The 22,295-nt window shown below is 71.1% G+C and carries 21 protein-coding genes; 10 read left to right on the top strand and 11 right to left on the bottom strand.

The genetic code is table 11. From position 1 onward, the window contains the following. Both E1285_RS30325 and E1285_RS30320 read right to left on the bottom strand, forming a co-directional pair. The coding region (locus E1285_RS30325) for a histidine kinase dimerization/phospho-acceptor domain-containing protein (RefSeq protein WP_132157989.1) at nucleotides 1-962 on the bottom strand (962 nt) is incomplete at its 3' end. Next, a complete protein-coding gene (locus E1285_RS30320) occupies nucleotides 959-1,615 on the bottom strand; it encodes a response regulator transcription factor (protein ID WP_132157988.1) in 657 nt (218 codons plus the stop codon). The genes E1285_RS30325 and E1285_RS30320, both read right to left, overlap by 4 nt. A gap of 179 nt (nucleotides 1,616-1,794) precedes the next feature. On the opposite strand from E1285_RS30320, the gene E1285_RS30315 reads away from it, so the two are divergent. From E1285_RS30315 to E1285_RS30295, 5 genes are all read left to right on the top strand, one after another. Continuing rightward, nucleotides 1,795-2,313, top strand: coding sequence for a hypothetical protein (locus E1285_RS30315; RefSeq protein ID WP_132157987.1), 519 nt, complete (start codon nucleotides 1,795-1,797; stop codon nucleotides 2,311-2,313). Continuing rightward, on the top strand, nucleotides 2,313-3,446 hold the full coding sequence (locus E1285_RS30310) for a peptidoglycan-binding protein (protein WP_132157986.1): 1,134 nt from the start codon (nucleotides 2,313-2,315) through the stop codon (nucleotides 3,444-3,446). Before E1285_RS30315 ends, E1285_RS30310 begins: the two co-directional genes overlap by 1 nt. Continuing rightward, complete coding sequence (locus E1285_RS30305; protein WP_132157985.1) at nucleotides 3,443-4,147, top strand: ABC transporter ATP-binding protein; 705 nt, start codon at nucleotides 3,443-3,445, stop codon at nucleotides 4,145-4,147. The genes E1285_RS30310 and E1285_RS30305 overlap by 4 nt, the downstream gene beginning before the upstream one ends. Then, nucleotides 4,144-5,349: an ABC transporter permease gene (locus E1285_RS30300; protein WP_132157984.1), complete on the top strand. Its 1,206-nt coding sequence runs from the start codon at nucleotides 4,144-4,146 to the stop codon at nucleotides 5,347-5,349. The genes E1285_RS30305 and E1285_RS30300 overlap by 4 nt, the downstream gene beginning before the upstream one ends. A gap of 64 nt (nucleotides 5,350-5,413) precedes the next feature. Further along, complete coding sequence (locus E1285_RS30295; RefSeq protein WP_132157983.1) at nucleotides 5,414-5,989, top strand: antibiotic biosynthesis monooxygenase; 576 nt, start codon at nucleotides 5,414-5,416, stop codon at nucleotides 5,987-5,989. 7 nt (nucleotides 5,990-5,996) lie between these two features. Here E1285_RS30295 and E1285_RS30290 read toward each other — a convergent pair whose 3' ends face one another. The 3 genes from E1285_RS30290 to E1285_RS30280 all read right to left on the bottom strand — a co-directional run bounded on the left by E1285_RS30290 (nucleotide 5,997) and on the right by E1285_RS30280 (nucleotide 9,646). Further along, a complete protein-coding gene (locus tag E1285_RS30290; protein WP_132157982.1) occupies nucleotides 5,997-7,796 on the bottom strand; it encodes a choline/carnitine O-acyltransferase in 1,800 nt (599 codons plus the stop codon). A 93-nt stretch (nucleotides 7,797-7,889) separates the two neighbouring features. Continuing rightward, the gene (locus E1285_RS30285) at nucleotides 7,890-8,699 is read right to left on the bottom strand and encodes a class I SAM-dependent methyltransferase (RefSeq protein ID WP_132157981.1); all 810 of its coding nucleotides are present in this window, start codon (nucleotides 8,697-8,699) and stop codon (nucleotides 7,890-7,892) included. Between the two features lie 83 nt (nucleotides 8,700-8,782). Further along, nucleotides 8,783-9,646, bottom strand: a complete 864-nt coding sequence (locus E1285_RS30280; RefSeq protein WP_132157980.1) for an arpA protein — start codon at nucleotides 9,644-9,646, stop codon at nucleotides 8,783-8,785. 290 nt (nucleotides 9,647-9,936) lie between these two features. Here E1285_RS30280 and E1285_RS30275 point away from each other — a divergent pair, with 290 nt between their 5' ends. Continuing rightward, nucleotides 9,937-11,790, top strand: coding sequence for a serine/threonine-protein kinase (locus tag E1285_RS30275; RefSeq protein ID WP_132157979.1), 1,854 nt, complete (start codon nucleotides 9,937-9,939; stop codon nucleotides 11,788-11,790). Nucleotides 11,791-11,884: 94 nt separating this feature from the next. Continuing rightward, a complete protein-coding gene (locus E1285_RS30270) occupies nucleotides 11,885-13,102 on the top strand; it encodes a PP2C family protein-serine/threonine phosphatase (protein WP_132157978.1) in 1,218 nt (405 codons plus the stop codon). Between the two features lie 15 nt (nucleotides 13,103-13,117). Here the strand turns inward: E1285_RS30270 and E1285_RS30265 are convergent, their stop codons facing one another. The 4 genes from E1285_RS30265 to E1285_RS30250 form a co-directional block, all read right to left on the bottom strand. After that, nucleotides 13,118-14,086, bottom strand: a complete 969-nt coding sequence (locus E1285_RS30265; protein ID WP_132157977.1) for an alpha/beta hydrolase family protein — start codon at nucleotides 14,084-14,086, stop codon at nucleotides 13,118-13,120. Between the two features lie 308 nt (nucleotides 14,087-14,394). After that, the gene (locus tag E1285_RS30260; protein WP_132157976.1) at nucleotides 14,395-15,744 is read right to left on the bottom strand and encodes a hypothetical protein; all 1,350 of its coding nucleotides are present in this window, start codon (nucleotides 15,742-15,744) and stop codon (nucleotides 14,395-14,397) included. Beyond that, nucleotides 15,744-15,992, bottom strand: coding sequence for a hypothetical protein (locus tag E1285_RS30255; protein ID WP_132157975.1), 249 nt, complete (start codon nucleotides 15,990-15,992; stop codon nucleotides 15,744-15,746). Before E1285_RS30255 ends, E1285_RS30260 begins: the two co-directional genes overlap by 1 nt. 100 nt (nucleotides 15,993-16,092) lie before the next feature. Further along, entirely contained in the window at nucleotides 16,093-16,386 is a 294-nt protein-coding gene (locus tag E1285_RS30250) for a hypothetical protein (protein ID WP_132157974.1), read from the bottom strand. A gap of 218 nt (nucleotides 16,387-16,604) precedes the next feature. Here E1285_RS30250 and E1285_RS30245 point away from each other — a divergent pair, with 218 nt between their 5' ends. Together E1285_RS30245 and E1285_RS30240 are read left to right on the top strand one after the other, a co-directional pair. After that, nucleotides 16,605-17,141, top strand: coding sequence for a DUF892 family protein (locus E1285_RS30245; RefSeq protein WP_132157973.1), 537 nt, complete (start codon nucleotides 16,605-16,607; stop codon nucleotides 17,139-17,141). A gap of 77 nt (nucleotides 17,142-17,218) precedes the next feature. Beyond that, the gene (locus E1285_RS30240) at nucleotides 17,219-18,187 is read left to right on the top strand and encodes a TIGR03557 family F420-dependent LLM class oxidoreductase (RefSeq protein WP_132157972.1); all 969 of its coding nucleotides are present in this window, start codon (nucleotides 17,219-17,221) and stop codon (nucleotides 18,185-18,187) included. A 109-nt stretch (nucleotides 18,188-18,296) separates the two neighbouring features. Here E1285_RS30240 and E1285_RS30235 read toward each other — a convergent pair whose 3' ends face one another. Further along, nucleotides 18,297-19,559: a M14 family metallopeptidase gene (locus tag E1285_RS30235; RefSeq protein WP_132157971.1), complete on the bottom strand. Its 1,263-nt coding sequence runs from the start codon at nucleotides 19,557-19,559 to the stop codon at nucleotides 18,297-18,299. Between the two features lie 709 nt (nucleotides 19,560-20,268). On the opposite strand from E1285_RS30235, the gene E1285_RS30230 reads away from it, so the two are divergent. Beyond that, entirely contained in the window at nucleotides 20,269-20,751 is a 483-nt protein-coding gene (locus E1285_RS30230; RefSeq protein WP_132157970.1) for a hypothetical protein, read from the top strand. 145 nt (nucleotides 20,752-20,896) lie between these two features. On the opposite strand, the gene E1285_RS30225 is transcribed toward E1285_RS30230, so the two are convergent. Beyond that, on the bottom strand, nucleotides 20,897-22,295 hold a 1,399-nt coding region (locus E1285_RS30225), incomplete at its 5' end, for a helicase-related protein (RefSeq protein WP_132157969.1).

The raw sequence follows: 22,295 nt of genomic DNA, 5'->3' as shown, positions 1-22,295 counted from the left end.
GGGCCGGAGTTGGAGACTTCCAGGACGGCGTGGCCGTCCTCTGTCCGGGTGGAGATCCTGACCCAGCCGGATTCGGAGTTGTGGCGCAGCCCGTTCTCCAGGAGGTTCTGGACGGCCCGTTCGAGGAGGAGCGCGTCGCCCGCGGTCATGGCCTCGGCGGTGTCGGACTCGACGGTGATGCCGGCGTCCTCGGCCTCCAGGGCGGTCTGGGACGTCACGTGGCTGACGACGTCGGCGAGGTCGACGGGGGCGCGGGCGGTGATCTCGTTCGCGGATCGGGCGAGCAGGAGCAGACCGGTGATGAGGCGTTCGTGGCGGGCGTTGATCTGCAGGAGGGTCTCGCCGAGCTGCCGGACGTCCGGGGACGCCGACTCGCGGTGCATCGCCACCTCGACCAGGGCGCGTCCCAGGGTGAGGGGGGTGCGCAGCTCGTGGGAGGCGTTGGCGACGAAGCGGCGCTGGCCGTCGAAGGAGCGGTCGAGGCGTTCGACCATCGTGTCGAAGGTGTCGGCGAGTTCCTTGACCTCGTCGCGGGGGCCGCGCAGGGCGATGCGTTCGTGCAGGCTCCGGTCGGCGGCGGGGGACCCGGCGATGCGGCGGGCGGTGTCGGTGACGCGGTGCAGCGGGGTGAGGACGCGGCCCGCGATGAGCCAGCCGAAACCCGCGGCGGCCCCGCCGACGACCAGGAGCGCGATCGACCCCTGCGTGACGAGCGAGGTGACGGCCGCGTCGTTCAGTTCGTCGCGCTGTTCCTCGAAGCGGCGCTGGGTTTCGGCGATGAACCGGCTGTCGCCGTTCGTGGGCGCCGGGCCGGGGCCGGTGCGGGTGGCGAGGAACTTGGTGTCGCCGCGGGGCAGCTGCTGGGTGAACAGGACGTAGGTGACGCCGAGGAGCAGCACGCCCGCGACGAAGAAGAGGACGCCGTAGGTGAGGGTCAGCCGGGCGCGGAGGGACAGCCTCATGGGATCCGGTACCCCGCTCCCTTGACGGTCTCGACGACGGGCGGGTCGGCGAGCTTGCGGCGCAGCTTGAGGACGGTGAGGCGGACGGCGCCGGTGAACGGGTCGGCGTGCTCGTCCCACACCTTCTCAAGCAGCTGCTCGGCGGAGACGACGGCGCCGCCGGCGCGGAGCAGTTCGGTGAGGACGGCGAACTCCTTCTTCGCGAGGGGGACGTAGCGCCCGTCCCGGAACACCTCGCGGCGGGCCGGGTCGAGGGTGATGCCGGCCCGGCGCAGTGTCGGCGGCGCGGCGGGCCGGCAGCGGCGGCCGAGGGCGAGGACGCGGGCGGCCAGCTCGGGGAACGCGAACGGCTTGGTCAGGTAGTCGTCGGCGCCGAGCCCGAGGCCGCCGACGCGGTCGGTGATCTCGGCTGCGGCGGTGAGCATCAGGACGCGCGCCGTGCGCTCGCCGCGTACCAGCTCCCGGCAGACGTCGTCGCCGTGGACGAGGGGAAGGTCGCGGTCCAGGACGACGACGTCGTAGTCGTTGACGCCGGCGCGTTCGAGGGCGGCTGCCCCGTCGTAGGCGAGGTCGACGGCGTGCGCGGCGTCCCGCAGCCATTCGGCGATCGCGCCGGCGAGCAGCCGTTCGTCCTCCACCACCAGCACCCGCATGCCCTCTCCTCCCGTACCCCGCGCCGGCGTTCGGCTCCGACCGAGATGGTGCCCGACGCCGTGTTTTGTTTCCGTTAGGAACGGCCCGGGACGCGGAAACGCGGGGGAAACGCCCGGCCCGGAAGCATCGCCCCTCGTCGGCCGGAACCGCTCCGGCCGTGGAGACGAGGGGATGACACATGCGACTGCGGATCCTGGCGGCCCTGCCGCTGGCCCTGACGCTGACGCTGGCCGGATGCGGCGGGGACGACGAGGACGACACGGGTGTGGCCTCGGCGGGTGGCGCGCAGCAGGAGGAGGCCGCGGGCGGCGGCGACAAGCTGAGCAAGGACGAGATGGGCGTCAAGTTCGCCCAGTGCATGCGCGAGAACGGCATCCAGATGGAGGACCCGAAACCCGGCGAGGGGATCAAGATCCAGAGCAAGGGAGGCCCGGAGAAGAGGGCGGCCATGGAGCGCGCGATGGAGGCGTGCCGCAAGTACAACCCGCAGGCGAACGCCTCCGGCCCCCCGGACCCGGAGCAGCAGGAGCGGGGCCGCAAGTTCGCCGAGTGCATGCGCGAGAACGGTGTGGAGAAGTTCCCGGACCCCAAGCCCGGCCAGCGCGGGATCATGATCGACAAGAGGACGGTCGGCGATGACCCGGATCTGGAGAAGGCGCAGCAGGCGTGCCAGGACATCCTGCAAGGCGGCGAGTGATGGGTGAGACCACCGTGGAGCGGCCGCCGGTGCCGGAGGAGGATCGCCCGGCCCCCCGCCGTCGCCGGGGCCGGCCGCGGCCGCAGACCGCCCTGGCCGTCGCGGCCCTGGCCGCGGCCGGCGGTGTCGCCGCCGTCGCGGCGCTCGGTGGCGGCGGGGACTCCGGCGGCGGGGCCGCGACGGGCTTGCCGCCCAGCACCACGAAGGTCACGAAACAGACGCTCAAGGACACCGTGACCGAGGACGGGAAGCTCGGCTACGGCCCGGCGCACGCCGCGACGAGCCAGGCGAGAGGCACGCTGACCAGGATTCCCGAAAGCGGCGACGAGATCACCCGGGGCCATGAGCTGTTCGAGGTGGACGGCGACCCGGTCGTGCTGATGTACGGGTCGAAGCCCTCCTACCGCCCGCTGAAGATCGGCACGGAGGGCTCCGATGTGAAGCGGTTCGAGAAGAACCTCAGCGCCCTCGGCTACGACGGCTTCACCGTGGACGGCGAGTACACGTCCGGCACCGCCGGCGCCGTCCGGGAATGGCAGGACGACATCGGCGTGGAGGAGTCCGGCGTCGTGGACCTCGGACGTGTCGCGTACGCGGCCGGGCCCGTCCGGGTCGACAGCGTCCAGGCCGACGCGGGCGAGCCCGCCTCACCCGGCAAGAAGGTGCTCGACTACACCGGCACCGCCAAGGCCGTGACCGTGGAACTGGACACCACCGACCAGCGGATGGCGGAGGAGGGCGCCGCCGTCGAGGTGACGCTGCCGGAGGGCGAGACCGTCCCGGCCGAGATCGACGAGGTCACTACGGTGATCGAGCCGGCGGAGCAGGGCGAGGAGCCGGCGACGAAGGTGGAGGTGACGATCTGGCTCGACTCCGGGAAGGCGGAGAAGGCCGCCGCCGGCTACGTGCTGGCCTCGGTCGACGTCGCGTTCACGGCGGGTGAGCGCGAGGACGTGCTGACGGTGCCTGTCACCGCGCTGGTGGCACTCCGGGAAGGCGGTTTCGGCGTCGAGGTCGTCAAGGGCGGCACCTCGTCCTACGTCCCGGTGGAGACCGGGCTGTTCGCGGACGGGAAGGTGGAGGTCTCCGGGCAGGGGATCGCCGAGGGCACGGTCGTGGGGGTCCCGAAATGATCGATCTGCGGGACGTCACGAAGCAGTATCCGGGCGGCGTCCACGCCCTCGCCGGGGTGTCGCTGCACATCGGCTCGGGGGAGCTGGCCGCGATCGTCGGCCCGTCCGGCTCGGGCAAGTCGACCATGCTGAACGTCCTCGGCACGCTGGACAGGCCCACCTCGGGCAGCGTCCACATCGACGGGCACGACGTGGGACTGCTGGCCGACAACAGGCTGTCGGCGCTGCGGGCGAGCCGTATCGGCTTCGTCTTCCAGCATTTCCATCTGGCCGCGGGCACACCCGCGCTCGACAACGTCGCGGACGGCCTCCTGTACTCGGGGCTGCGTCCGGCGGCTCGGCGCCGGCGGGCCGCGGACGCGCTGCGGCGGGTCGGTCTCAGCCACCGGCTGAACCACGAGCCGCACGAGCTGTCCGGCGGTGAGCGGCAGCGCGTCGCGATCGCGCGGGCGGTGGCCGGCGAGCCCGCGCTGCTCCTGGCGGACGAGCCCACCGGCGCGCTCGACTCGGCATCGGGGGAAGGCGTGATGCTGCTGCTGCGCGAGTTGCACGCCGCCGGCACGACCGTCCTGGTCATCACGCACGACAGGGAGATCGCCGCCGGGCTGCCCCGCCAGGTCCGGATGCGCGACGGCCTCATCGTCGGCGACTCCGGGACCGGCTCCGGGACCGGCTCCGCGCTCGCGGGGACCGGCCGATGACGGCCCCCGTGCTGCGGCCCGCGCGGATGTGGCCGGGGGATGTGGTCAGGGTCGGCGCGGTCGGCCTGCGCACTCGTCCGATGCGGGCGTTCCTGTCCGCGCTCGGCATCGCGATCGGGATCGCGGCGATGGTCGCCGTCGTCGGCATCTCCTCGTCCTCCCGTGCCGATCTCGACCGCACCCTCGCCTCGCTCGGCACCAACCTGCTGACCGTCTCCCCGGGCAGCACACTGACCGGCGAGCAGGCCCAGCTTCCGACGGAGTCCGAGGCGATGGTGTCCCGGATCGCGCCGGTGCGGGAGGTGTCGTCCATCGGGCTGCTGGACGAGGCGAAGGTCTACCGGACGGGCAAGGTGCCCGATACCGAGACGAAGGGCCTCGCCGCCTACGCGGCACGTACCGACCTGCGGACCGCCACGGGGGTCGAGCTCACCAGCGGTGTCTGGCTGAACGAAGCGACCGGCGGCTTCCCCGCGACGGTGCTGGGGGCGACCGCCGCGGAACGGCTCGGGATCGGCCATGCCGCCCCGGACGTCCAGGTGCTCGTCGGAGGCAGATGGTTCACGGTCATCGGCATCCTCGACCGGGCGCCGCTGGCACCCGAGCTGGACACCGCCGCGCTGGTCGGCTGGCCCGCCGCCCAGGCGCAGCTCGGCTTCGACGGTCATCCGACGACGATCTACACCCGGTCGCAGGACGCGAGCGTCGCGGACGTCCAGGGCGTGCTCGGCGCGACGGCGAACCCGGAGGCGCCGAACGAGGTGGAGGTGTCGCGCCCGTCGGACGCGCTGGCGGCACGGAAGGCCGCGGGCGAGGCGTTCACCGGCCTGCTGCTCGGCCTCGGCGCGGTCGCGCTGCTCGTCGGCGGCGTCGGGGTGGCCAACACGATGGTCATCTCGGTGCTGGAGCGCCGCTCGGAGATCGGCCTGCGCCGTTCCCTCGGCGCGACCCGCGGCCAGATCCGCACGCAGTTCCTCTGCGAGTCGCTGCTGCTGTCCGCGCTCGGCGGCGCCGGCGGAGCGCTCATCGGGGCGATCGTCACCGCCGGCTACGCCGTCTACCAGGGATGGCCGATCGTCATCCCGGCATGGGCGGTGGCGGGCGGTGTCGCGGCGACCCTGGTCATCGGCGCGGTGGCGGGCCTCTACCCGGCGATCCGCGCGTCCCGCCTCAGCCCCACCGAGGCGCTGGCGACCACGTAGTTCCGGTCGCGTCTCGTGGTCCCGGGCGCGCATGGACGGGACGCGATCGGTCACATTCCGGAACATGGACGAAGGGGAGACCGAGCCCGTCTCGATCGTGGTCACGTGGGACGTCAGGCCCGGCCGGGAACGCGACTTCGAGGAGTGGGCCGAGGACCTCCACCAGGCGGCGATCCGGTACCCGGGGCACCGGGGCGCGACATGGCTGCGCGCCGAGGGCGCGCGGAACCGGTACTACACCGTCGTCGGCTTCTCCGACAAGGAGCGGCTCGACCGGTGGCTGAGGTCCGGCGAGCGCGCGGACCTGATCGACCGGGTCAGCGGGATCGCCGAGGAGCACCAGCAGGACACCACCGGGCTGGAGACGTGGTTCAACGTGCCCGGGGAGTCGGTTCCGGCGCCGTCCAAGATGAAGATGATCGTCGTGACGTTCTGCGCGATCTATCCGATCAGCCTGGCGCTGAACGCGTTCGTCACCCCGCTGACGAAGTCGTGGCCGGTGCCGGTGCAGGCGCTGGTGTTCCCGCTCCTGGTGATCCCGCTGCTCACCCTGTTCGTCATGCCCGCGCTCAGCAGGCTGCTTCGGCGCTGGCTGTACCCGGTCGGGCGGATCCACCGCCCCGCCCGGCCGGGCCGGTGACCGATGATCAGGCGAGCAGGTCGCGCAGTTCGCGGACGGCCTCGCGGAGCCTGTCCGCGAACGCGTGCATCGCGTCCGCCACCGGGCGCGGGGTGCTGAGGTAGGCGTTGAAGCGGTCCGGGAGCAGCACGTAGGCGATGCCGATGCACTGCTCGCTGGTCGACCCGAATCCGAAGTACCGGATGTTGACCGACGGCGCCGAGCTGGTGCTCAGGTAGTCGTCCCGCATCGTCAGCCAGCCGGGCGACTCGAACAGCGCGAGCGGCTCGGTGACGCCCAGTTCGCCGCCGCGCCGCCGCTGGATCAGCTGCAGTTCCCAGAGGTGCTGCTCGGGCGCCTGCCCGGTCTGGCATTCCTTCGCGCGCCTGACGTGGGCGTCGGCGGCGGCGCGGAACGCGTCCCGGCGGGCGCCGGCGCCGGCGCCGGGGTCGTCCATGGTCTCGACGAAGCGCAGCACCTCCGGGGTGACGACGCGCATGGCCTCGGTGCGCCCGTGCCGGTACCGGCGCGTCGCGATCGACTCGTAGGTGGCGCCGGTGACGCCCTTCGCGCGCCGGTGGGCGAGCTGGTAGGCCATCTGGACGAACGCGTCCGGCGACATCTTGAGCCGTTTGATCGCGTCGGTGCCGAAGTCGTCGAACGACACGGCGGCGGTGGCCGTCGCCGCGCCGTAGGCGGCGAACGACGACGCCGCGTCCTCGATGTCGCGCCGCAGGCCGTCGTCGAGGACGAACTCGATGGGCTCGATGGTGGGCAGGCCCTGCGACGCGGCCCCCGACCGCCGGGACAGCCGCTCGGGGGAGGTGTCCAGCAGCGCGTCGACGAAGCTGAGGATCGTCGTGCCGTCCAGGCCGCAGTGCTCGACGTTGATACCCGCGGTGCCGTCCCCGAAGACGACGAAGGACACGGCCTTGTCGAACCAGCGGTTGCCGCTGTCGCCGTGCAGCAGGTGGTCGCAGGCGTCGAGGGTGTTCCTGGGGGTGAAGTTCTCCAGGCAGACGCAGAACAGCGCCGTCTCGACGTCGTCGAGCGCCTTCGCGTTGCCGGGGTCGAGGGCGAGGAGGGTCTGGCGGCTCTCGGCCCACTCGGCGCGGGCCTTGGTGGTGAGGTGCCCGGTGGACGGTTCCGGGGCGGTCTCGGCCTTCATGATCGTGTGCAGGCCCGCCATCAGCTCGTCCAGCGTGTGGGGGTGGCCGTCCGGGCCGAGCACCTCCATCCGGATCACGTTGCCGCGGAAGAACACCACGATGTGGCGGGCCCGCGACGGTCCCGGCCACTCGTCGGTGTAGGGCGCGCGGACGGTGTCCTGCTCGAAGCCGGGGATGCGGGTCGTGGAGAACAGGAACTTGTTCTGCTCCATCGTGAGCGGCCGTCCGCGCTGCACGACGGGCGGGACGCTCTCGCCGTCCAGCCGCAGCTTGTAGTCCAGCGCGCCGGCGATGAGCCCGGCCGCGCGTTCCACCTGGCCCTCGCCGGACTCCTTGAAGAGGAAGAAGAAGTTCGCGTTCAGTGCGATGCGGTCCCGCCGGCCGAGGTAGCGGTACGGCCAGAAGGTGTCGAGCCAGCTGTGCACGCCCTCGGCCGCGTCGTAGCGTTCGAGCGCCGCGTGCAGCGCGCGGCCCGGCCCGTCCGGGCGGGCGAACGCGGCCAGCGCGGACTCGGTCCGCGCCCGCTCGTCATCGGTCAGCAGCGGCCCGCACCACTCCAGGAAGCGTTCGCAGGTCGCGTCGAGCGTGGGCAGCGGCACCCGCGGCAGGGTCTTCTCGTTGCCGAAGGTGCGGGTCGAGAGTTCTTCGCTGGCGTTCAATTCGATCCTCGTGTCCTCAGGCCTCGTGTTATCAGGCCTCGTGTTCTCAGGCCTCGTGTTCTCAGGGCCTCTGCTTGGCGGCTTGGAGATCCCTCAGCCGCGTGGCTTGGAGATGTGGAGCTGCGCGTAGAACCAGCCGTCGGTCTCCAGGCCGGCGGGGTCGAGCCCCGCGCCCGCGAGGCGGTCCAGCACGAGCGTCCGCTCCTGCGGCGTCGCGAACCGCCGCTGCCTGACCGGTCCGCCGCGGCGGACGGTCCGGTACCCGGCGGCGTCGAGGGTCTCGGCGATCGGGTCGAACGGGAACATCCGCAGGACGAAATGCGCCATCCACGGCCTGCGCTCCCCGTGCGCCTCGATGACCTGGGAAATGGTGCGCTCGGTGACGTATCCGAGACAGCCGGTGGATATGACCAGATCCGTTTCGGCGAGTTGCGCGCGCTGCTCGTCGGTCGGCTCGCCGTTCTCCAGATCCGCGTGGACGGCGCCGTCCAGGAAACCGGCTTCGAGCGCGTAGGAAAGGGCCTGTTCCGAGGCGTCGAGGCCGAGGAAGCGCAGGTCGTTCGCAGGTTCACCGGAACGGATCAGCTCCCGGTCGCGGGACAGCAGGCTCGCCCGCGTGTGCCGGTGGGCGTCGCGGCCGCCGTAACGATCGTACAGCTCGCCCATGGTGGCGCCGTATTTCACCAGCGCCGCATTGATGCCGTAGGAGCAGCCGATGTCAAGAACGGTCGGGGACCGTACCTGGTGCGCCTCCCGGTATTCGGCGATGAAGCGGTGGAAGTGCGGCTTCGCCAGTTCGGGGATGATGTAGCCGAGTTCGCGGAGCGTGCTGAAGTAGGCGCGGGGGTCGGGTCGCGTGTAGATGTGGTCGAGCGAGACCTTTCCCGTGGTGTCGACGCGCACGGAGAACCTCCCTGGTGAACATTTCGTCATCCTCGTTGCTCTGCGTCGGCTGACGGCCTCGGGGCGGGGCCGGATGGAAATGCTCAGTCGAGCAGCCGGTCCACCCTGACGGCGCGTCCCTCCGCCGCCAGGTGCTCGGGCAGGACGCGGCCGAAGAGCTGCTTCGTGCGCGCGACGCTGCCGATGACCCCCGGGCGCTCGCTGTAGGCGAGGATCGCCGTGTGCCGCGCCGTGTCCCCGCCCACCGTGCTCACCCGGTGCAGCGAGTACCGGCCCTTGAAAAGCTGCAGGTCACCGGGGCGCAAGGGCAGCCGCCGGACGAGGTCCCCGCCGTGCCCGGTCAGCACCCTGCGCACGTCACCGAAGTTCTCCGCGTCCGCCGACCTGATGTTCGGGCAGTACTCGAAGACGCCGCCGTCCTCGGCCTCCCGGGTCAGCAGGCTGACGGTGAACTCGTTGGTGTCGAAATGCCAGGGATGCTCCATGCCCGGGTTCACGACGTTGAGGCACAGCGCCGACAGCGGATCGGCGAGCTCGTGGACGCGCGGCAGCCCGAAGCAGGCGGCGACGAACCGCTGGAAGAGCGCGTTCGAGTACAGCCTGTGGACGATGAACGCGGCGGGGATGTGGTCGCGGGGGACGAACGCGTTGCCGCGCTCGATCGTGATGCGCCCCGGGTGACCGTCCGGCAATGGCGAGCCGACGTCGATGTTGTAGGCGTTCACGGTTTCGACGTCGTAATGGGCGCGCGGCGCGATCTCCGCGCATTCGGCGCTCAGCGCTTCCTGCAATGAAGGCCGAATGAAGTCGGGCAGCACGCAGCACCCCGAATCCGCCAGCGCCTCTCGGGTCCGGGAAACGACGGCGTCCCATCCGGCGCCCTCCGGCTCGGCCAGCGGATAGCGCCTCGTGTCGATGACCCTTGCGAGAGCCTCCGCTGCGCCCATGAAGATCCTTCCGCTTCGGCGAACCCCAGATGGGTTTAGCACAGTCCTTCCGGCAATTCATGGGCACGAATTCCGGTGCGGTTTGTCAGATGACGATAATCCGGGCCCGTGACCTGTGCCTTCGAACGTTCCGGGGCGCGCACGCCCGCGGCGGGCGATGTGTCCCATCTCACCCGCTTCCCGGCCGCTGAGGATGACGGCCGCCCCGGCTTTCCGCGAACATTTCCGCACGCGGCGGCGTCACCGTCCTGTGGAGACGTGATCGGCTGGAGTCATGATCGGCTGGGGTCATGATCGGAGAGGCGCGGGAGCACGGCATGGACGACTGGCGGCTGCAGGAGTTCACCGAGGACCGTGAACTCGGGCGGGGCGCCCAGGGCAGGGTCGTCCTGGCCCGCCACACCACGTCCGGTACCCCGGTCGCGATCAAGTACCTGGTCCGGGCAGACGCGAGGGCCGTCGCGGGGCTGCAGGCCGAGGCGCGGATGCTCGGCCGCCTCACCAGCCCCTACGTCGCGCGCCTCTACCGGTTCGTGGAGAGCGAGCACGGCGCGGCGATCGTGATGGAGGCGATCGACGGGGCGTCGCTGAAGGAGGTGCTGCGCGAACACGGGGCGCTCGCCCCGGAGGCGGCACTGCTCGTCCTGAAGGGCTCGCTGCTCGGGCTCGCGGCGGCCCACGCCGTCGGGGTCGTCCACCGCGACTACAAGCCGGCGAACGTCGTCGTGCGGGCCGACGGGCTCAGCAAGCTCGTCGACTTCGGCGTCGCCGTCCTGTCCGGGGCCGGCTCGTCCGCCGGGACGCCCGTGTACATGGCGCCGGAGCAGTGGCGCGGCGAGCCCGCCACCCCCGCCACCGACGTGTACGCCGCGACCTGCGTGTTCGTCGAGTGCGTGACCGGGCACCGCCCGTTCGCCGCCCCGGACCGGGTCGCGCTGATGAACCAGCACCTCACCGCCCCGGTCGACATGGGGGACGTGCCCGAGCCGCTGCGCCCCCTCGTCCGGGAGGGCATGGCGAAGAACCCGGGGGAGCGGCCGGAGAGCGCCACGGCGTTCGTGACGCTGCTGGAGTCCGCCGCGGCCGCCGCGTACGGGAGCGACTGGGAGCAGCGCGGCGTCCGCGCCCTGGCCGTCGCCGCGGTCGCCCTGGCCGCGCTGTTCCCGCTGGGCGCGCTCACGGTCGCGCCGGCCGCGTCCGGTGCCGCGGGCGCGGCCGGCGCCGCCACCGCCGGCGCGACGGGCGCGGGCGGCGCGGGCGGCGGCATGGGCGCCGGCACCGTGGGAGCGTCGGTGAGCAAGGGCTTCCTCGCCACGGCGGCCGGCAAGGGCACGATGGCCGCCGCCGGCACCGCCGTGGTCGCCGCGACGGCCGGCGGCGCGATCTACGCGAGGCAGGACACCACGGAGCCGCCGCCCGACCCCGTCGTGACGATGGCCGCCGACGACCGGACGCTCACCGGCGACCCGGCGACGATCCAGATCCAGAACGTGCGGTACCCGACCGTCAGCGGCCTGGGCGACCCGGCCCTGGAGCGCCGGATCAACGCCGAGCTGCGCGGCCCGCTGGACCGGCTCATCGAGATGGCGAAGGACGGCGCCCGCGCGCTGCCCTGCAAGGGCAACCCGGTGCAGATCGGTACCCAGACCACGCTCGGGATACGCGGCCCGAGGCTGGTGTCCGTCCGCTATTTCCAGACATCCGACTGGTGCAGGCAGGCGGACGGGTCCCCCGGCGGCGAGGTCGTCACCATCGACCTGCGCACCGGCCGCAGGCTCACCGCGGCCGACGTGTTCCGTGCCGGCACGTTGACGGCCGGGGGCGTGAGCCGCCTCCAGGCGCGCGTCGAGCAGCGCCCGATCCGGTACGCGCGCGAGTGGGAGGACTGCAGTCCCGACGGAAGGTTCAAGCGCTCCGACTTCTTCCCCCAGAAGGTGCCCAGCGGCCCGGGCAGGGAGATCGCCCCGCCTTACCTGAGCGCCTTCTTCCACCCTGCCGGGTTCCGGCTCGCCCACCTCGCCGGCGGCAGCGGCGGCTGCGAGAACCTGAGCTTCGGCGCCTCCTACGCGAGCGTCCGCGACCTGATGAAACCCGAGATCGCGGCGATGCTGCCCGCCGCCAGCCCGTCCCCGGAACGCACCTGACCAGGGGCTCCACATACGCATGCCCATGGTGGGTAGAGATCGTCAGGATGCGACGGGCCACGACGAGGGACGCGGGAGAGCGGACGGCGAGCCGATGCTGAGAGAACTGATGGTGGCCAGCCACCTGATGTCCATGGAGCAGTTGCCGGGCGCGGTGGTCGAGCACGCGGCGGAGGTGGGTCTGCGCGACGTGGTGATCTACGTGGCGGATCTGCGGCAGAGCGTCCTGCGCCTGCTGACCGGCAAGGGCGAGGACGCCGGACAGGACCCCGGGGACGAGGTCGCGGAGTACAAGATCGAAGGAACGGTGGCGGGCCGGGCGTACCAGACCGTCGTGGCGGTGACCGGCCAGGTGTTCGACGACGGGACCTGCCATCGCTGGGTGCCGATCCTCGACGGGACCGAGCGGATCGGGGTGCTCCGGGTCACCGTTCGCAAGGACGACGAGAAGGCCAAGGACGACGCCGAGTACCTCGCCGGGATCGTCGCGCTCATGGTCGTCAGCAAGGGGCCCTACAGCGACTCCCTCTCCCGGCTGGTGCGCACCCGGCCCATGACGGTGTCGGCGGAGATGCAGTGGCGGCTGATGCCGCCGATGACGTTCGCCAACGACCAGGTGGTGATCGGTGCCGCCCTGGAGCCGGCCTACAACCTGGGCGGGGACGCCTTCGACTACGCGCTGGCGGGCGACACCGTGCATCTCGGCGTCTTCGACGCCATGGGCCACGACACCGCGGCCGGGTTGACCTCCAACCTCGCCGTCGCGGCCTTCCGGAACAGCAGGCTCCAGGGCAACGGCCTCCTCGACACCGGGCGGAGGATGGAGGAGGTGCTGGACGAACAGGACGGCGCGCGGTTCGTGACGGCCGTGCTGGCGGAGCTCGACATCCGGACGGGGATCCTGTCGTGGGCCCTGTACGGGCATCCACCGCCGGTCGTCCTCCGCAAGGGACGCTGGGTGTCCACCCTGGACTGCCGGCCGGGCACCCCGCTCGGCACCGGCCTCGGCGTGGTCCCCGAGGCGTGCAGCCGGCAGCTCGAACCGGGCGATCGCGTCCTGCTGTACACCGACGGCGTCGTCGAGGCCCGCGACCCGGACAAGCAGGAATTCGGCCTGGAGCGTTTCGTCGACTTCATCATCAAGCGTGAGGCCGACGGGCTGCCCGTCCCGGAGACGCTGCGGCGGCTCGTCCACAGCATCCTGGACCATCACTCGGGACATCTCGACGACGACGCCACCGTCCTGCTCCTCGAATGGCACGGGCCGCCGGATGCCTCCACGGACGCGATGGAACCGATCCACCAGACCTGAGCGGCCCGGGTCGCCCTACCTGAGCCGGAGGGCGCCCAGCAGCATCGGGTACGCCCGGTGGAGCTCGCGTTCCCAGTAGGGCCAGTCGTGCTGCCCGTCGAAGAAGCGGGTGGTGATGGGGATACCGAGGTCGCGTACCCGGCCGGCGAACGCGCGGGCGTTGTCGTAGGCGGCCGCCTCGACCGGGTCGGTGAACGGCATCCCGCCGAGCGGCCCGGCCTCGCCGTTGCCGCTGGCCACCCACAGCCGCACGCCGCGCAGCCGCCCGGCGAGGTCGGCGGGGTTGTGCGCCCGCCAGATCGCGGCCTGGTCGTCGGGGTCGCCCCAGACCCGCCGCCAGTCGGTGCCGGGGCACGCCAGCGCCGGGCCCCAGCCCGTCGAGTCGTCCCCCGGCTCGTGGCCGTGCAGCGTGTCCAGGTATCCACTGAACGCCGCCGCGGCCTCGAACATGCCGGGGAAGCGCGCCGCGTACAGCATGGCGCCGAGACCGCCCATGGAATTGCCGGCGACAACGCGCGTCTCTCCGGCGTTGTAGTCGCGTTCGAGGATGTGCCGGAGTTCGGTCATGTGGAACGTCTCCCATTGGGGAGTTCCGCCGTCTCCGTGGTTCCACCAGTCGGAGTAATTGCCGCATCGTCCGCCGTTCGGCATGACGACGATGACGCCGGTGCGGGCGGTGAGTTCGGCGACGTCGGTGTCGCGCGTCCAGGCCTCGTAGCCGTCGACTCCGCCGTGCAGCAGCCAGAGGGTGGGCCAGGTGCGGTCGGTGTCCGGCGACCAGCCGGGCGGCAGGAGGAGCCGGGCCTTCTCGGTGCGGCCCATGGCGGGTGAGTCGATGGTCAGGTCCACGGTGCGGGGGGCGACGGTCGTCTCGGCGACGACCTCGGCGCCGGTGCCGGCCCGTGCGGTGGAACGATCCACCGGGACGGCCGGAAGGAGCGGGACGATCAGTGCGAGGGCCGCCGAAACCGCGGCGGTGGCCATGCGGCGAAGCAATGCGGGACCTTCCGGAAACGCCGGTATGGGTGTGCCGGCATTCGAAAAGGGGAGCGCCGTCGTGCGGCTGGTGTGCGAACCGGGAATCGTCGTGGGACGCGGTTCGCCGCCGGGCGGGGATGGGCCCGGTGGTGATCGTGCTCGGTGGTGGTGAGTGGACGGATTTCGCTACTTACTCGGAGTAGGTTCCCGCCGCCCGCCCATCTGAAGCGTCATTCGAAAGGCGTATAAAATGCATTCGGCGGAAAAGGGGGCGCCGGGCGCCCGCGAGGGCACCCGGCGCGCGTCCGGCGGGCTCAGGCGTGCGGCACCGGATCCGGTGCGGGGCCGTTCACGTACCGGACGGCCCACCGCACCAGCCCTCGCCCCACGCTGAACAGGATCAGCGCGACGCCGGCCAGCGGCAGGACCAGCAGGATGATCTGCAGCCCCGATGCGAACAGGTCCAGAAGCCCCGCCCCGTTCGCGGCGTCGCGAGCGAGCTGGCGGATCATCGACCAGTCCTTGGCGACCAGGGTGGGAACCTGGCTGATGATGAGGCCGATCTGGAAGACCAGCAGCGGGATCACGGTGAGCACCCAGCAGGTGACGAAGACCTGCGGCCAGCGCTTGAGGTCCTTCAGCCTCGCGTCCGCCTTGCGCCGCAGCAGCGTCCGGCGCAGGATCGGCCCGATGTACTTGAACAGGTCGGGGATGCCGATCAGGTCCGACATGATGTAGTACCCGTCGAACCGCAGCGTCGGCAGCAACTGCTGGATCATCTGGAGGTTGACGTACAGGACGGTGACGAGCAGCGGCTCGAAGCCCGTCTGCAGGTACAGCAGTGCCAGCCCGACGACGAAGATGGCGTTGAAGTACACCCCGGCGAGGTCGGTGCGGAGCCGTCCGCCGCGTCCGAGCCGGTAGGACTCGGTGATGTCGGTGTAGAACGCCGGCCACACCAGGTAGATGCCGCAGCCCATGACGCCCGGCCGGACGCCGCCGTACCGGCAGGCCGCGGCGTGCCCCACCTCGTGGAACGCGCACGACGCGATCCCGAGGCCCAGGATCAGCAGGATGCTGACCGGGTTGAGGATCGTGAGGGAGAGGGCGTCGGCCATCGACCGGGTGGTGAGCACCCAGGTCTCGCTCACCAGGAACGCGGTCACCATGAGCGCCAGCACCACGGGCCGGAACAGCCAGGAGAACATTCCGGCGACGAACCAGGTGAACGACTCGGGGAACACCGCGACCTTGAACTTCAGCGCCAGGAACGGGTCGGCCTTGACCTCCGACGGCGGCGGCGTGCCGTCGCTGTAGGTGGTGACGCCGAGCGGGGCGAGCTTGCGGTCGACGAGGTAGACGACCTGCTCGGCGGTGAGCCGCGCTCCCGCCTCCCGGCTGACGGCGTCGGCCACCTGGTCCAGCGCCTGGGCGACGTCGGCGTCCGCGAGGTGCCGGTGCTCGTGCAGCGCCTTGACGACCAGGTAGAGCAGGGGAGGCAGGCGTGCGAGCTGCCGGTTGGGCAGGCAGACGAGCTGGGGCGGCTCCCGGTAGCCGGAGTTCTTGAACTCGCCGACGAGCTCGGTGCCTTCGGCGAGCATGGGCAGGATGAGGGCGGCCGGGGGCTCCTCGCCGTGTACGGCCGACGTGGCTGGCGTGCCCATCAGTGCTGTGTGACCACGGTGCCCGGAACGCAGGTCATGGTGGAGTACGCGGGCTGGGCCAGCAGGCCGGTTCCGAGGAGCCCGGTGGTGCCGGGGGAGTAGGTCGCCTGGCACGCGTAGGTGACCGTGGTGGAGCCGTCCCCGCCCTGCGGCGCGAGGGCGGACAGCAGCAGCCGTCCCGGGAGCACCTCGGGGGTGAGCCGGTCCAGCTCGGCGTAGGACACCGCGTGGGGTCGTGACGTGGTCATTCGCTCGCCTTCACTTTGTCTGGGAAGAAGGGGGAAGGGCTGGCGGGAGAACGCCAGCCCTTCCCTAGCGGGCCTGGGCCCGCGGTCATACTCGGTCGGATCAGTGACCCGAGACCACCGTGCTGCCGGCGCAGGTGAAGGAGCTGCCGGGGTTCTGCGAGCTGAGACCCAGCGCGCCGATGAGGCCGCCCTGCGGGTTGGTGATGTTGCTCTGGCACTGCGGGACGACCGCGGTGGTGCCACCGCCGTCGTGGCCGCCGCCACCGTGGTTGAGGTTGAGGTTGGCGTTCTCGTTCTCGCTGCCGCCGCCGACGAGAAGGGTGGACAGCACGGCGCGCTCCGGCAGGACCTCGCCGACGAGCTCGTCCAGCTCGGTGTAGCTGAAGGACTTCATGTGGTTCCTTTTCTTCCTTGTCACGCCCGGTTCTCAAGGTGGATACCGGATGTCCCTTGCCCCACCGCGGATCGCAGTGAGGTATCTCTACGTATAGCAGATGTCACTCAGCGTGGCCAAGCCCCGGGGTGTTCAACGGCCCCGTCGGCCCGCCGGCCGGGGCATGACACGCCCACGGCGGGTAGAGCCTCTACGTCCGCGCTGATCAGGAGGAGAGCATGGCCGACAACAGCTTCAGCATCGACGTGGCGGCGATCAGGGACCGCGCGCGCCGGAAGATGACCGACGGCCCGGTGACCGAGGGGTACGGCAGGAGCGCCGGGGAGGTGATCGGCGTCCTCAACGACGTGCTGGCCACGGAGATCGTCTGCTGGATGCGCTACGCCCGGCACGCGATCAGCGCCACCGGGATCGACCGCGCCCAGGTGGCAGCGGAGTTCAGCGAGCACGCGGACGAGGAGCGCGACCACGCGATGCGCGCCGCCGAGCGCATCAGCCAGCTCGGCGGCGACCCGGACTTCGACCCGAAGACGCTCGCCGAGCGGTCGCACACGACGTACGAGACGTTCGACGACGGCGACCTCAAGGGCATGCTCGAAGAGAACCTCGTCGCCGAGCGCATCGTCATCGAGTCCTACCAGGAGATCATCCGCTGGCTCGGCGACGGCGACGTCACCACCCGCCGGATCATGGAGGACATCCTCGCCGAGGAGGAGGAACACGCCGACGACCTCATGGACCTGCTCGGCAACTGACACGCGGGGCGCCCGGCCCGGAGAACGCTGACCGTGTCTTGACGATTCGGATCATTCGGGCGGGTATGCGAGCCGGCATGGAATTCGGATACACGCTGCTGTGCGAGCAGACACCCGCCAAGCAACTCGTCACCGACCTGGTGGAGGCCGAGGAGGCCGGCTTCGGCTACGCCGCCATCTCCGACCACTACTTCCCGTGGCTGGAGAGCCAGGGCCACTCGGCCTACGCGTGGTCGGTGCTCGGGGCGCTCGCCCACGCCACCCACCGCATCCCGCTGATGACGCAGGTGACCTGCCCGATCATGCGCTACCACCCGGCCGTCGTGGCGCAGAAGGCCGCCACGATGGGCGTCCTGTCGGACGGGCGGTTCACGCTCGGCCTCGGCTCCGGCGAGAACCTCAACGAGCACGTCGTGGGACGCGGATGGCCCTCGGTGGACGTCCGGCACGAGATGTTCGAGGAGTCCGTCGAGATCATCCGGGCCCTGTTCGGCGGCGACTACGTCAACTACAGGGGCCGCCACTTCACCGTCGACTCGGCGAAGCTGTACGACCTGCCGGACCGGCCCGTCCGGATCGGGATGGCCGCCTACGGCCCGCGCGCCGGGCGGCTGGCGGCCCGGCACGGCGACCTGCTGATCTCCGACCAGCCCATCAGGGAGGTCGTCGACCTGTTCCACGCCGAGGGCGGCGCCGGCAAGCCCGTCTACGGGCAGATTCCCGTCTCCTTCGGCGCCGACTACGACGAGTGCATGGAGCGGGCGCACCGGACCTGGAAGTTCTCCGCCCCGGCGTGGAGGGTGATGGCCGAACTCCCGGGCCCGGTGAACTTCGAAGCCGCGACGGGGACCGTCCGCCCCGAGGACGTCGCCGAGTCCGTCCCGTGCGGCGACGACGTGGACGACTACGTCGAGGCCGTCCAGAAGTTCGCGGACGCGGGCTTCACCCACCTGACGTTCTGCCAGTCCGGGCACGAGCACCAGAAGGACTTCCGCACCTGGGCGGAGTCCGACCTCCTCCCCGCCCTCCGCGAACGCTTCGGATGATCACCGAACCCGCGCGGAGCGGAGACATTGACCGAATGGATTCGATCTCTTTGCTCCGCTCCCGCGCACATGGAGACGCCCGCGCCCATGGCGAACCGTCACTGCGACGTCAGGCGGCGCAGTACTGGGCCTCCTTGTCTATCGCCCGGTAGGGGCAGTCGGCGTAGCCGGTCAGCCGCAGCAGGGCCTCGCGGCTGCGCTGGACCTCCCGGTCGATCGCGGACGGCGGCGGGTAGAAGCCGCCCCCGCCCAGCTCGAACGTGTACGAGAAGATGCGGTACTGGCCCCACGTCCAGTCGATCGTGGTGCCGTCGGTGATGTACAGGTCGCTGGACTGCTGCGGGACGAAGCCGTTCGTCCCCGCCAGCCCCCGGCCGATCGTGCGGTGGGCGGCCTCGTCGTCCGCGGTCATGGTCCCGGGGACGGTGTTGTCGTAGGTGTAGCCGAACGGCCACAGCACCAGTTCCGCCACCGAGTGGATGTCCAGGAACATCCTGATCTGCTGCCGGCCGCCGACGACCCTGCTGCGCACGAAGTCGGCGATCACCTTGGTCTCGGGGGCCGACTCCGCGCGGGGGCCCCGGTAGGTCTGGCTGGAGCCGTTGCCGGACGAGCCGCCGCAGCATCCCCACCTGTAGGCGAAGTTGCGGTTCAGGTCCGTGCCCGTCGACCCCGCGTTGGGCTGGCGGTTCTTGCGCCACATCCGGCCCGGGGAGGTGTCGCTCGTCATGTCGTAGACCTGGCCGTCCGGGTTCACCATCGGCATCACGTAGATCTCGCGGCTGTTCACCAGGTCCGTGATGCGGCCGTCGTTCCCGTACCCGTCGGTGAGCTGCCCGATGTAGTCGAGCGCCTGCTCGGCGGTGAGCCGCTCCCGCGCGTGGATGTTCGCGATGAGGAGCACCTCGGGCTCGTTCTCGTCGGCCGCCACGTTGTCGCTGATCTTCACGCCGACGATGTCGCGCCCCTGGTAGGACTGCCCGGCGACGAACCGGCGGGCGATCTGCGGGTGGTCTGCGGCGACGGAGTCGACCTCCTGCCGCATCTCGCTGAACGTGTGGTAGGACGTCGCCGCCTTGGTCGGAGCCGGGGCCGGTGAGGGCGCCGGCCGGACCGCGAAGCCGAGCCGCCGGATCGCCCGTACCTCGGAGGGGATGGCGGTGACCTCGAGCTCACCCGCCCGGACGTCGTCGATCGCGGCTCCGGTCCGTGCCACCTGGCTGCGCTGCTGGACGGTACCGGGACCGCTCACCACGTACTGCCCGGCGGTCTCGGGCTCGGGGGCGGCCGCGGCCGGGGGAGCGGCGGCCAGGGCCAGGACGAGTGCCGACGGGATCGCGAGGAGGGGGCACAGTCTCCGTGCACTGTTCATGGGTACCTGCAATCGGGCTCTGCGCGCCCGGCGCTCGCGTTGCGGGGTGCCTCAAGGATGCGCACGGGCACTGGCGGTGCCCGTCACGATGAACCGGAACCGGCCGCCTGACAATGGCCTCCGTTCCCCCGCGAGAACGTCCCGAGAGTCCGGTCCCGCGCGAGAAATCACCAGGCCAGAGCTCCGGTGGCGTGAAGTCCGGGCTCGATTTTCAGTGCGGATCAGAGGCGATGTGAAATTTCAGCATCGACCGGCGTCCGCTCGAACGATCCGGTCCGCGCCAGCGGCTGGCGGCAGTCTGTAACAGGTTCTTATTGGGGGGCCGCTCCTCGCCTCGCCGGTGCCGCTGCCCGGTGTCCGCTCCTGGACGAGCGCCGCCTCTTGCCAATGCTGCTGCGGGTCTGAAGCGCTGGCTCCGGTTACGGACACATCGAAGATCCGTTTTGTGGCATGCCCGCAAATGAATTTTCAATGATCTACCTTTGGGTGTTGACCGCTCAATGACCATTGCTTATGGTTCCAATAGAACGCGTTCTACTTGCGGAACCCCGACGTCGATGGCGACGAAATGGTCACCGCTGCTCCCCAGGCCCTCGAATCGCTGAGTCTTCGCCCATTCGACATGGGCGGAGTTTCGTGTGGGTCGAAGGACATCCCACCCCGTTCCCGGGTGCAGGCGCGACGCCCACTGTTCGAAATGAGGACTCGCATGTCCCGCACCAAGAAACTGGCCGCCCTCGCCTCGACCACCGCGGCGGCCGCCCTCACCGTCGCCGTGACCGCCACCCCCGCCATGGCCTGGACGGCCGGTGACTTCACCGCCACCCTCAACGGCAACATGATCATCGACGCGGGCATCGCCGCCGAGTGCACCGACTCCACGCTGGGCGGCACCATCGACGCCAACGGCAACCTCACCATCACCTCGGCGTCCGTCGACGGCTGCGGCGTCGGCGTCACGCCCGAGGGCCTGCCGTGGTCCGGCAGCCTCAGCAACGGCGTCGCCACCTTCACCGGCTTCTCGATGAGCGCCATCGGCTGCACCTTCGGCGGCAACCTGACCGGCAGCTTCACCGGCACCGACCTCCCGGTCAGCGCCACCTTCACCGAACAGACCGTCAACAAGACGAGCGGCTTCTTCTGCCCGTCCTCGGCCACCGTCACCGCGACCTACGACTTCGCCGCGGCCTGACCCCCGGAGGACCGGCCGGCCCGACGTCAGCCGAGCCGGTCCTCACCCCTCCCGTGACCCCGGCACCCCCGCGCCGGGGTCACGGGGCCGGGAGGGCTCCTCCTGCCGAGCCTGCGCCCCCGCTCGGTAAAAGGTCCGCCGAGTTTCAGAACCGCAGGCGGCAGGGCTCGTTCAAGACGATCTCGGCACCACGCAGGTCGGCCAACCGCGCCGACAGCGTCGCTTCGGCGAGCCGCGGGGGGAGTGCTTCGTTGAACTTCAGGCCGCGCAGTGCCCGGACGTCGGGGGCCGGGAGGCACGGATGCTCGCGGGCCTCGTCCCGTGCGGCCGTCCAGACGGGGGCGGTGAGGTCCGCGCGGAGGCGGACACAGAAGTCATCCGCACGCTGCTCGGGATCGGTGATCTCGCCCAGCGTCGCCTTCAGGGTCGCGTTGGTCCGGTGACCGGCCCAGGTCCACCAGCGGACGTCGTCGCCGGACCGGGTGATGACCGTGCCGCCGGGGTGGACGGTGTCGATCGCCGCCTCCCGCGCGGCGGTGAGCAGGCGTTCGGCCCGCCGGGTCAGCCGGACGGGGGGTGTCGCGCCGAGGAGGACCTCGCGCACCGACCTGGCCAGGGCGAACGACAGGCCGTTCAGTGCTGGGACGGTCCAGCGGGCCTTCCCGCCGCCGTCGGCGGGTTCGACGAAGCACCGGCGGCGCTTCCAGTCGGTCCAGGTGACGCGCCAGGAGCGACCGGCGAGCAGGAGCAGCCGTGGGCCGTCGACGCGCTCGGTGAGCAGCGCGGGGTCGGTGCGGCCGATCTCGTCCCGGCCGCTGATCACCGTGAACTCGGGCATGGCGGTGAACGAGCCGGTCAGTTCCATGAAGTGCCGGCGTCCGAACCGTTTCTCGGCTTCCGGACCGATGAACAGCATGCCGCCGTCGGTGTCGAGGTAGCCGTGCTCGACCAGGTGGCGGACGACCGGTTCGGCGCCGTCCCCGAAGCGGCCGAGCCAGTCGCCCCACAGGTGGGAACCGATCCGATGCTCTTGGAGGCAGAGGGCGAGGATCTGCTGGGCGACGATGTGCCGGGGCTCCGGGGGCGCGACGACCGGTTCCACCCAGCCGCGGCTCCACAGCAGCAGGAGCCCGGCGGCGTGCAGGAGCCCGGGTTCGCCGATGGCGAGGAACAGGCAGTTGCGGACGGTGTCGGCGCGCCGCCCGGCACGGCCGGACCGCTGGAGGAACGAGGCGACCGACGGAGGCGCGTTGACCTGGATGACGCGGTCGAGGTCACCGACGTCGATGCCGAGTTCAAGGGTGCTGGTAGACACGATGACGCAGTCGCGGGCCCCGGCGAACGCCCGCTCGGCGCGTCGCCGCTCGTCCGCGGACAGGGACGCGTGGGACAGGAACGTCGTCACGCCGCGGGCCCGCAGGTCCGCGCCGAGTTCTTCGACGAGCCGTCTAGAGTCGCAGAAGACCAGGCGCTTCTCCCCGGGGTGCAGGGCGGCGATGACCTTGGCCGCGTTGGAGACGGACCCGACGTGGTCGAGTTGGACG

Source organism: Actinomadura sp. 7K507 (assembly GCF_004348425.1).
GTDB lineage: Bacteria > Actinomycetota > Actinomycetes > Streptosporangiales > Streptosporangiaceae > Spirillospora.
The sequence above is the reverse complement of the archived record's forward strand: the minus strand, read 5'-3'. Positions and strand labels throughout refer to the sequence as shown.

Excerpts from the sequence above, each read along its gene's own strand:
- E1285_RS30320 (WP_132157988.1), bottom strand. The coding sequence starts at position 1,615 with ATGCGGGTGCTGGTGGTGGAGGACGAACGGCTGCTCGCCGGCGCGATC.
- E1285_RS30315 (WP_132157987.1), top strand. The coding sequence starts at position 1,795 with ATGCGACTGCGGATCCTGGCGGCCCTGCCGCTGGCCCTGACGCTGACG.
- E1285_RS30310 (WP_132157986.1), top strand. The coding sequence starts at position 2,313 with ATGGGTGAGACCACCGTGGAGCGGCCGCCGGTGCCGGAGGAGGATCGC.
- E1285_RS30305 (WP_132157985.1), top strand. The coding sequence starts at position 3,443 with ATGATCGATCTGCGGGACGTCACGAAGCAGTATCCGGGCGGCGTCCAC.
- E1285_RS30300 (WP_132157984.1), top strand. The coding sequence starts at position 4,144 with ATGACGGCCCCCGTGCTGCGGCCCGCGCGGATGTGGCCGGGGGATGTG.
- E1285_RS30295 (WP_132157983.1), top strand. The coding sequence starts at position 5,414 with ATGGACGAAGGGGAGACCGAGCCCGTCTCGATCGTGGTCACGTGGGAC.
- E1285_RS30280 (WP_132157980.1), bottom strand. The coding sequence starts at position 9,646 with ATGGGCGCAGCGGAGGCTCTCGCAAGGGTCATCGACACGAGGCGCTAT.
- E1285_RS30275 (WP_132157979.1), top strand. The coding sequence starts at position 9,937 with ATGATCGGAGAGGCGCGGGAGCACGGCATGGACGACTGGCGGCTGCAG.
- E1285_RS30270 (WP_132157978.1), top strand. The coding sequence starts at position 11,885 with ATGCTGAGAGAACTGATGGTGGCCAGCCACCTGATGTCCATGGAGCAG.
- E1285_RS30265 (WP_132157977.1), bottom strand. The coding sequence starts at position 14,086 with ATGGCCACCGCCGCGGTTTCGGCGGCCCTCGCACTGATCGTCCCGCTC.
- E1285_RS30260 (WP_132157976.1), bottom strand. The coding sequence starts at position 15,744 with ATGGGCACGCCAGCCACGTCGGCCGTACACGGCGAGGAGCCCCCGGCC.
- E1285_RS30255 (WP_132157975.1), bottom strand. The coding sequence starts at position 15,992 with ATGACCACGTCACGACCCCACGCGGTGTCCTACGCCGAGCTGGACCGG.
- E1285_RS30250 (WP_132157974.1), bottom strand. The coding sequence starts at position 16,386 with ATGAAGTCCTTCAGCTACACCGAGCTGGACGAGCTCGTCGGCGAGGTC.
- E1285_RS30245 (WP_132157973.1), top strand. The coding sequence starts at position 16,605 with ATGGCCGACAACAGCTTCAGCATCGACGTGGCGGCGATCAGGGACCGC.
- E1285_RS30240 (WP_132157972.1), top strand. The coding sequence starts at position 17,219 with ATGGAATTCGGATACACGCTGCTGTGCGAGCAGACACCCGCCAAGCAA.
- E1285_RS30235 (WP_132157971.1), bottom strand. The coding sequence starts at position 19,559 with ATGAACAGTGCACGGAGACTGTGCCCCCTCCTCGCGATCCCGTCGGCA.
- E1285_RS30230 (WP_132157970.1), top strand. The coding sequence starts at position 20,269 with ATGTCCCGCACCAAGAAACTGGCCGCCCTCGCCTCGACCACCGCGGCG.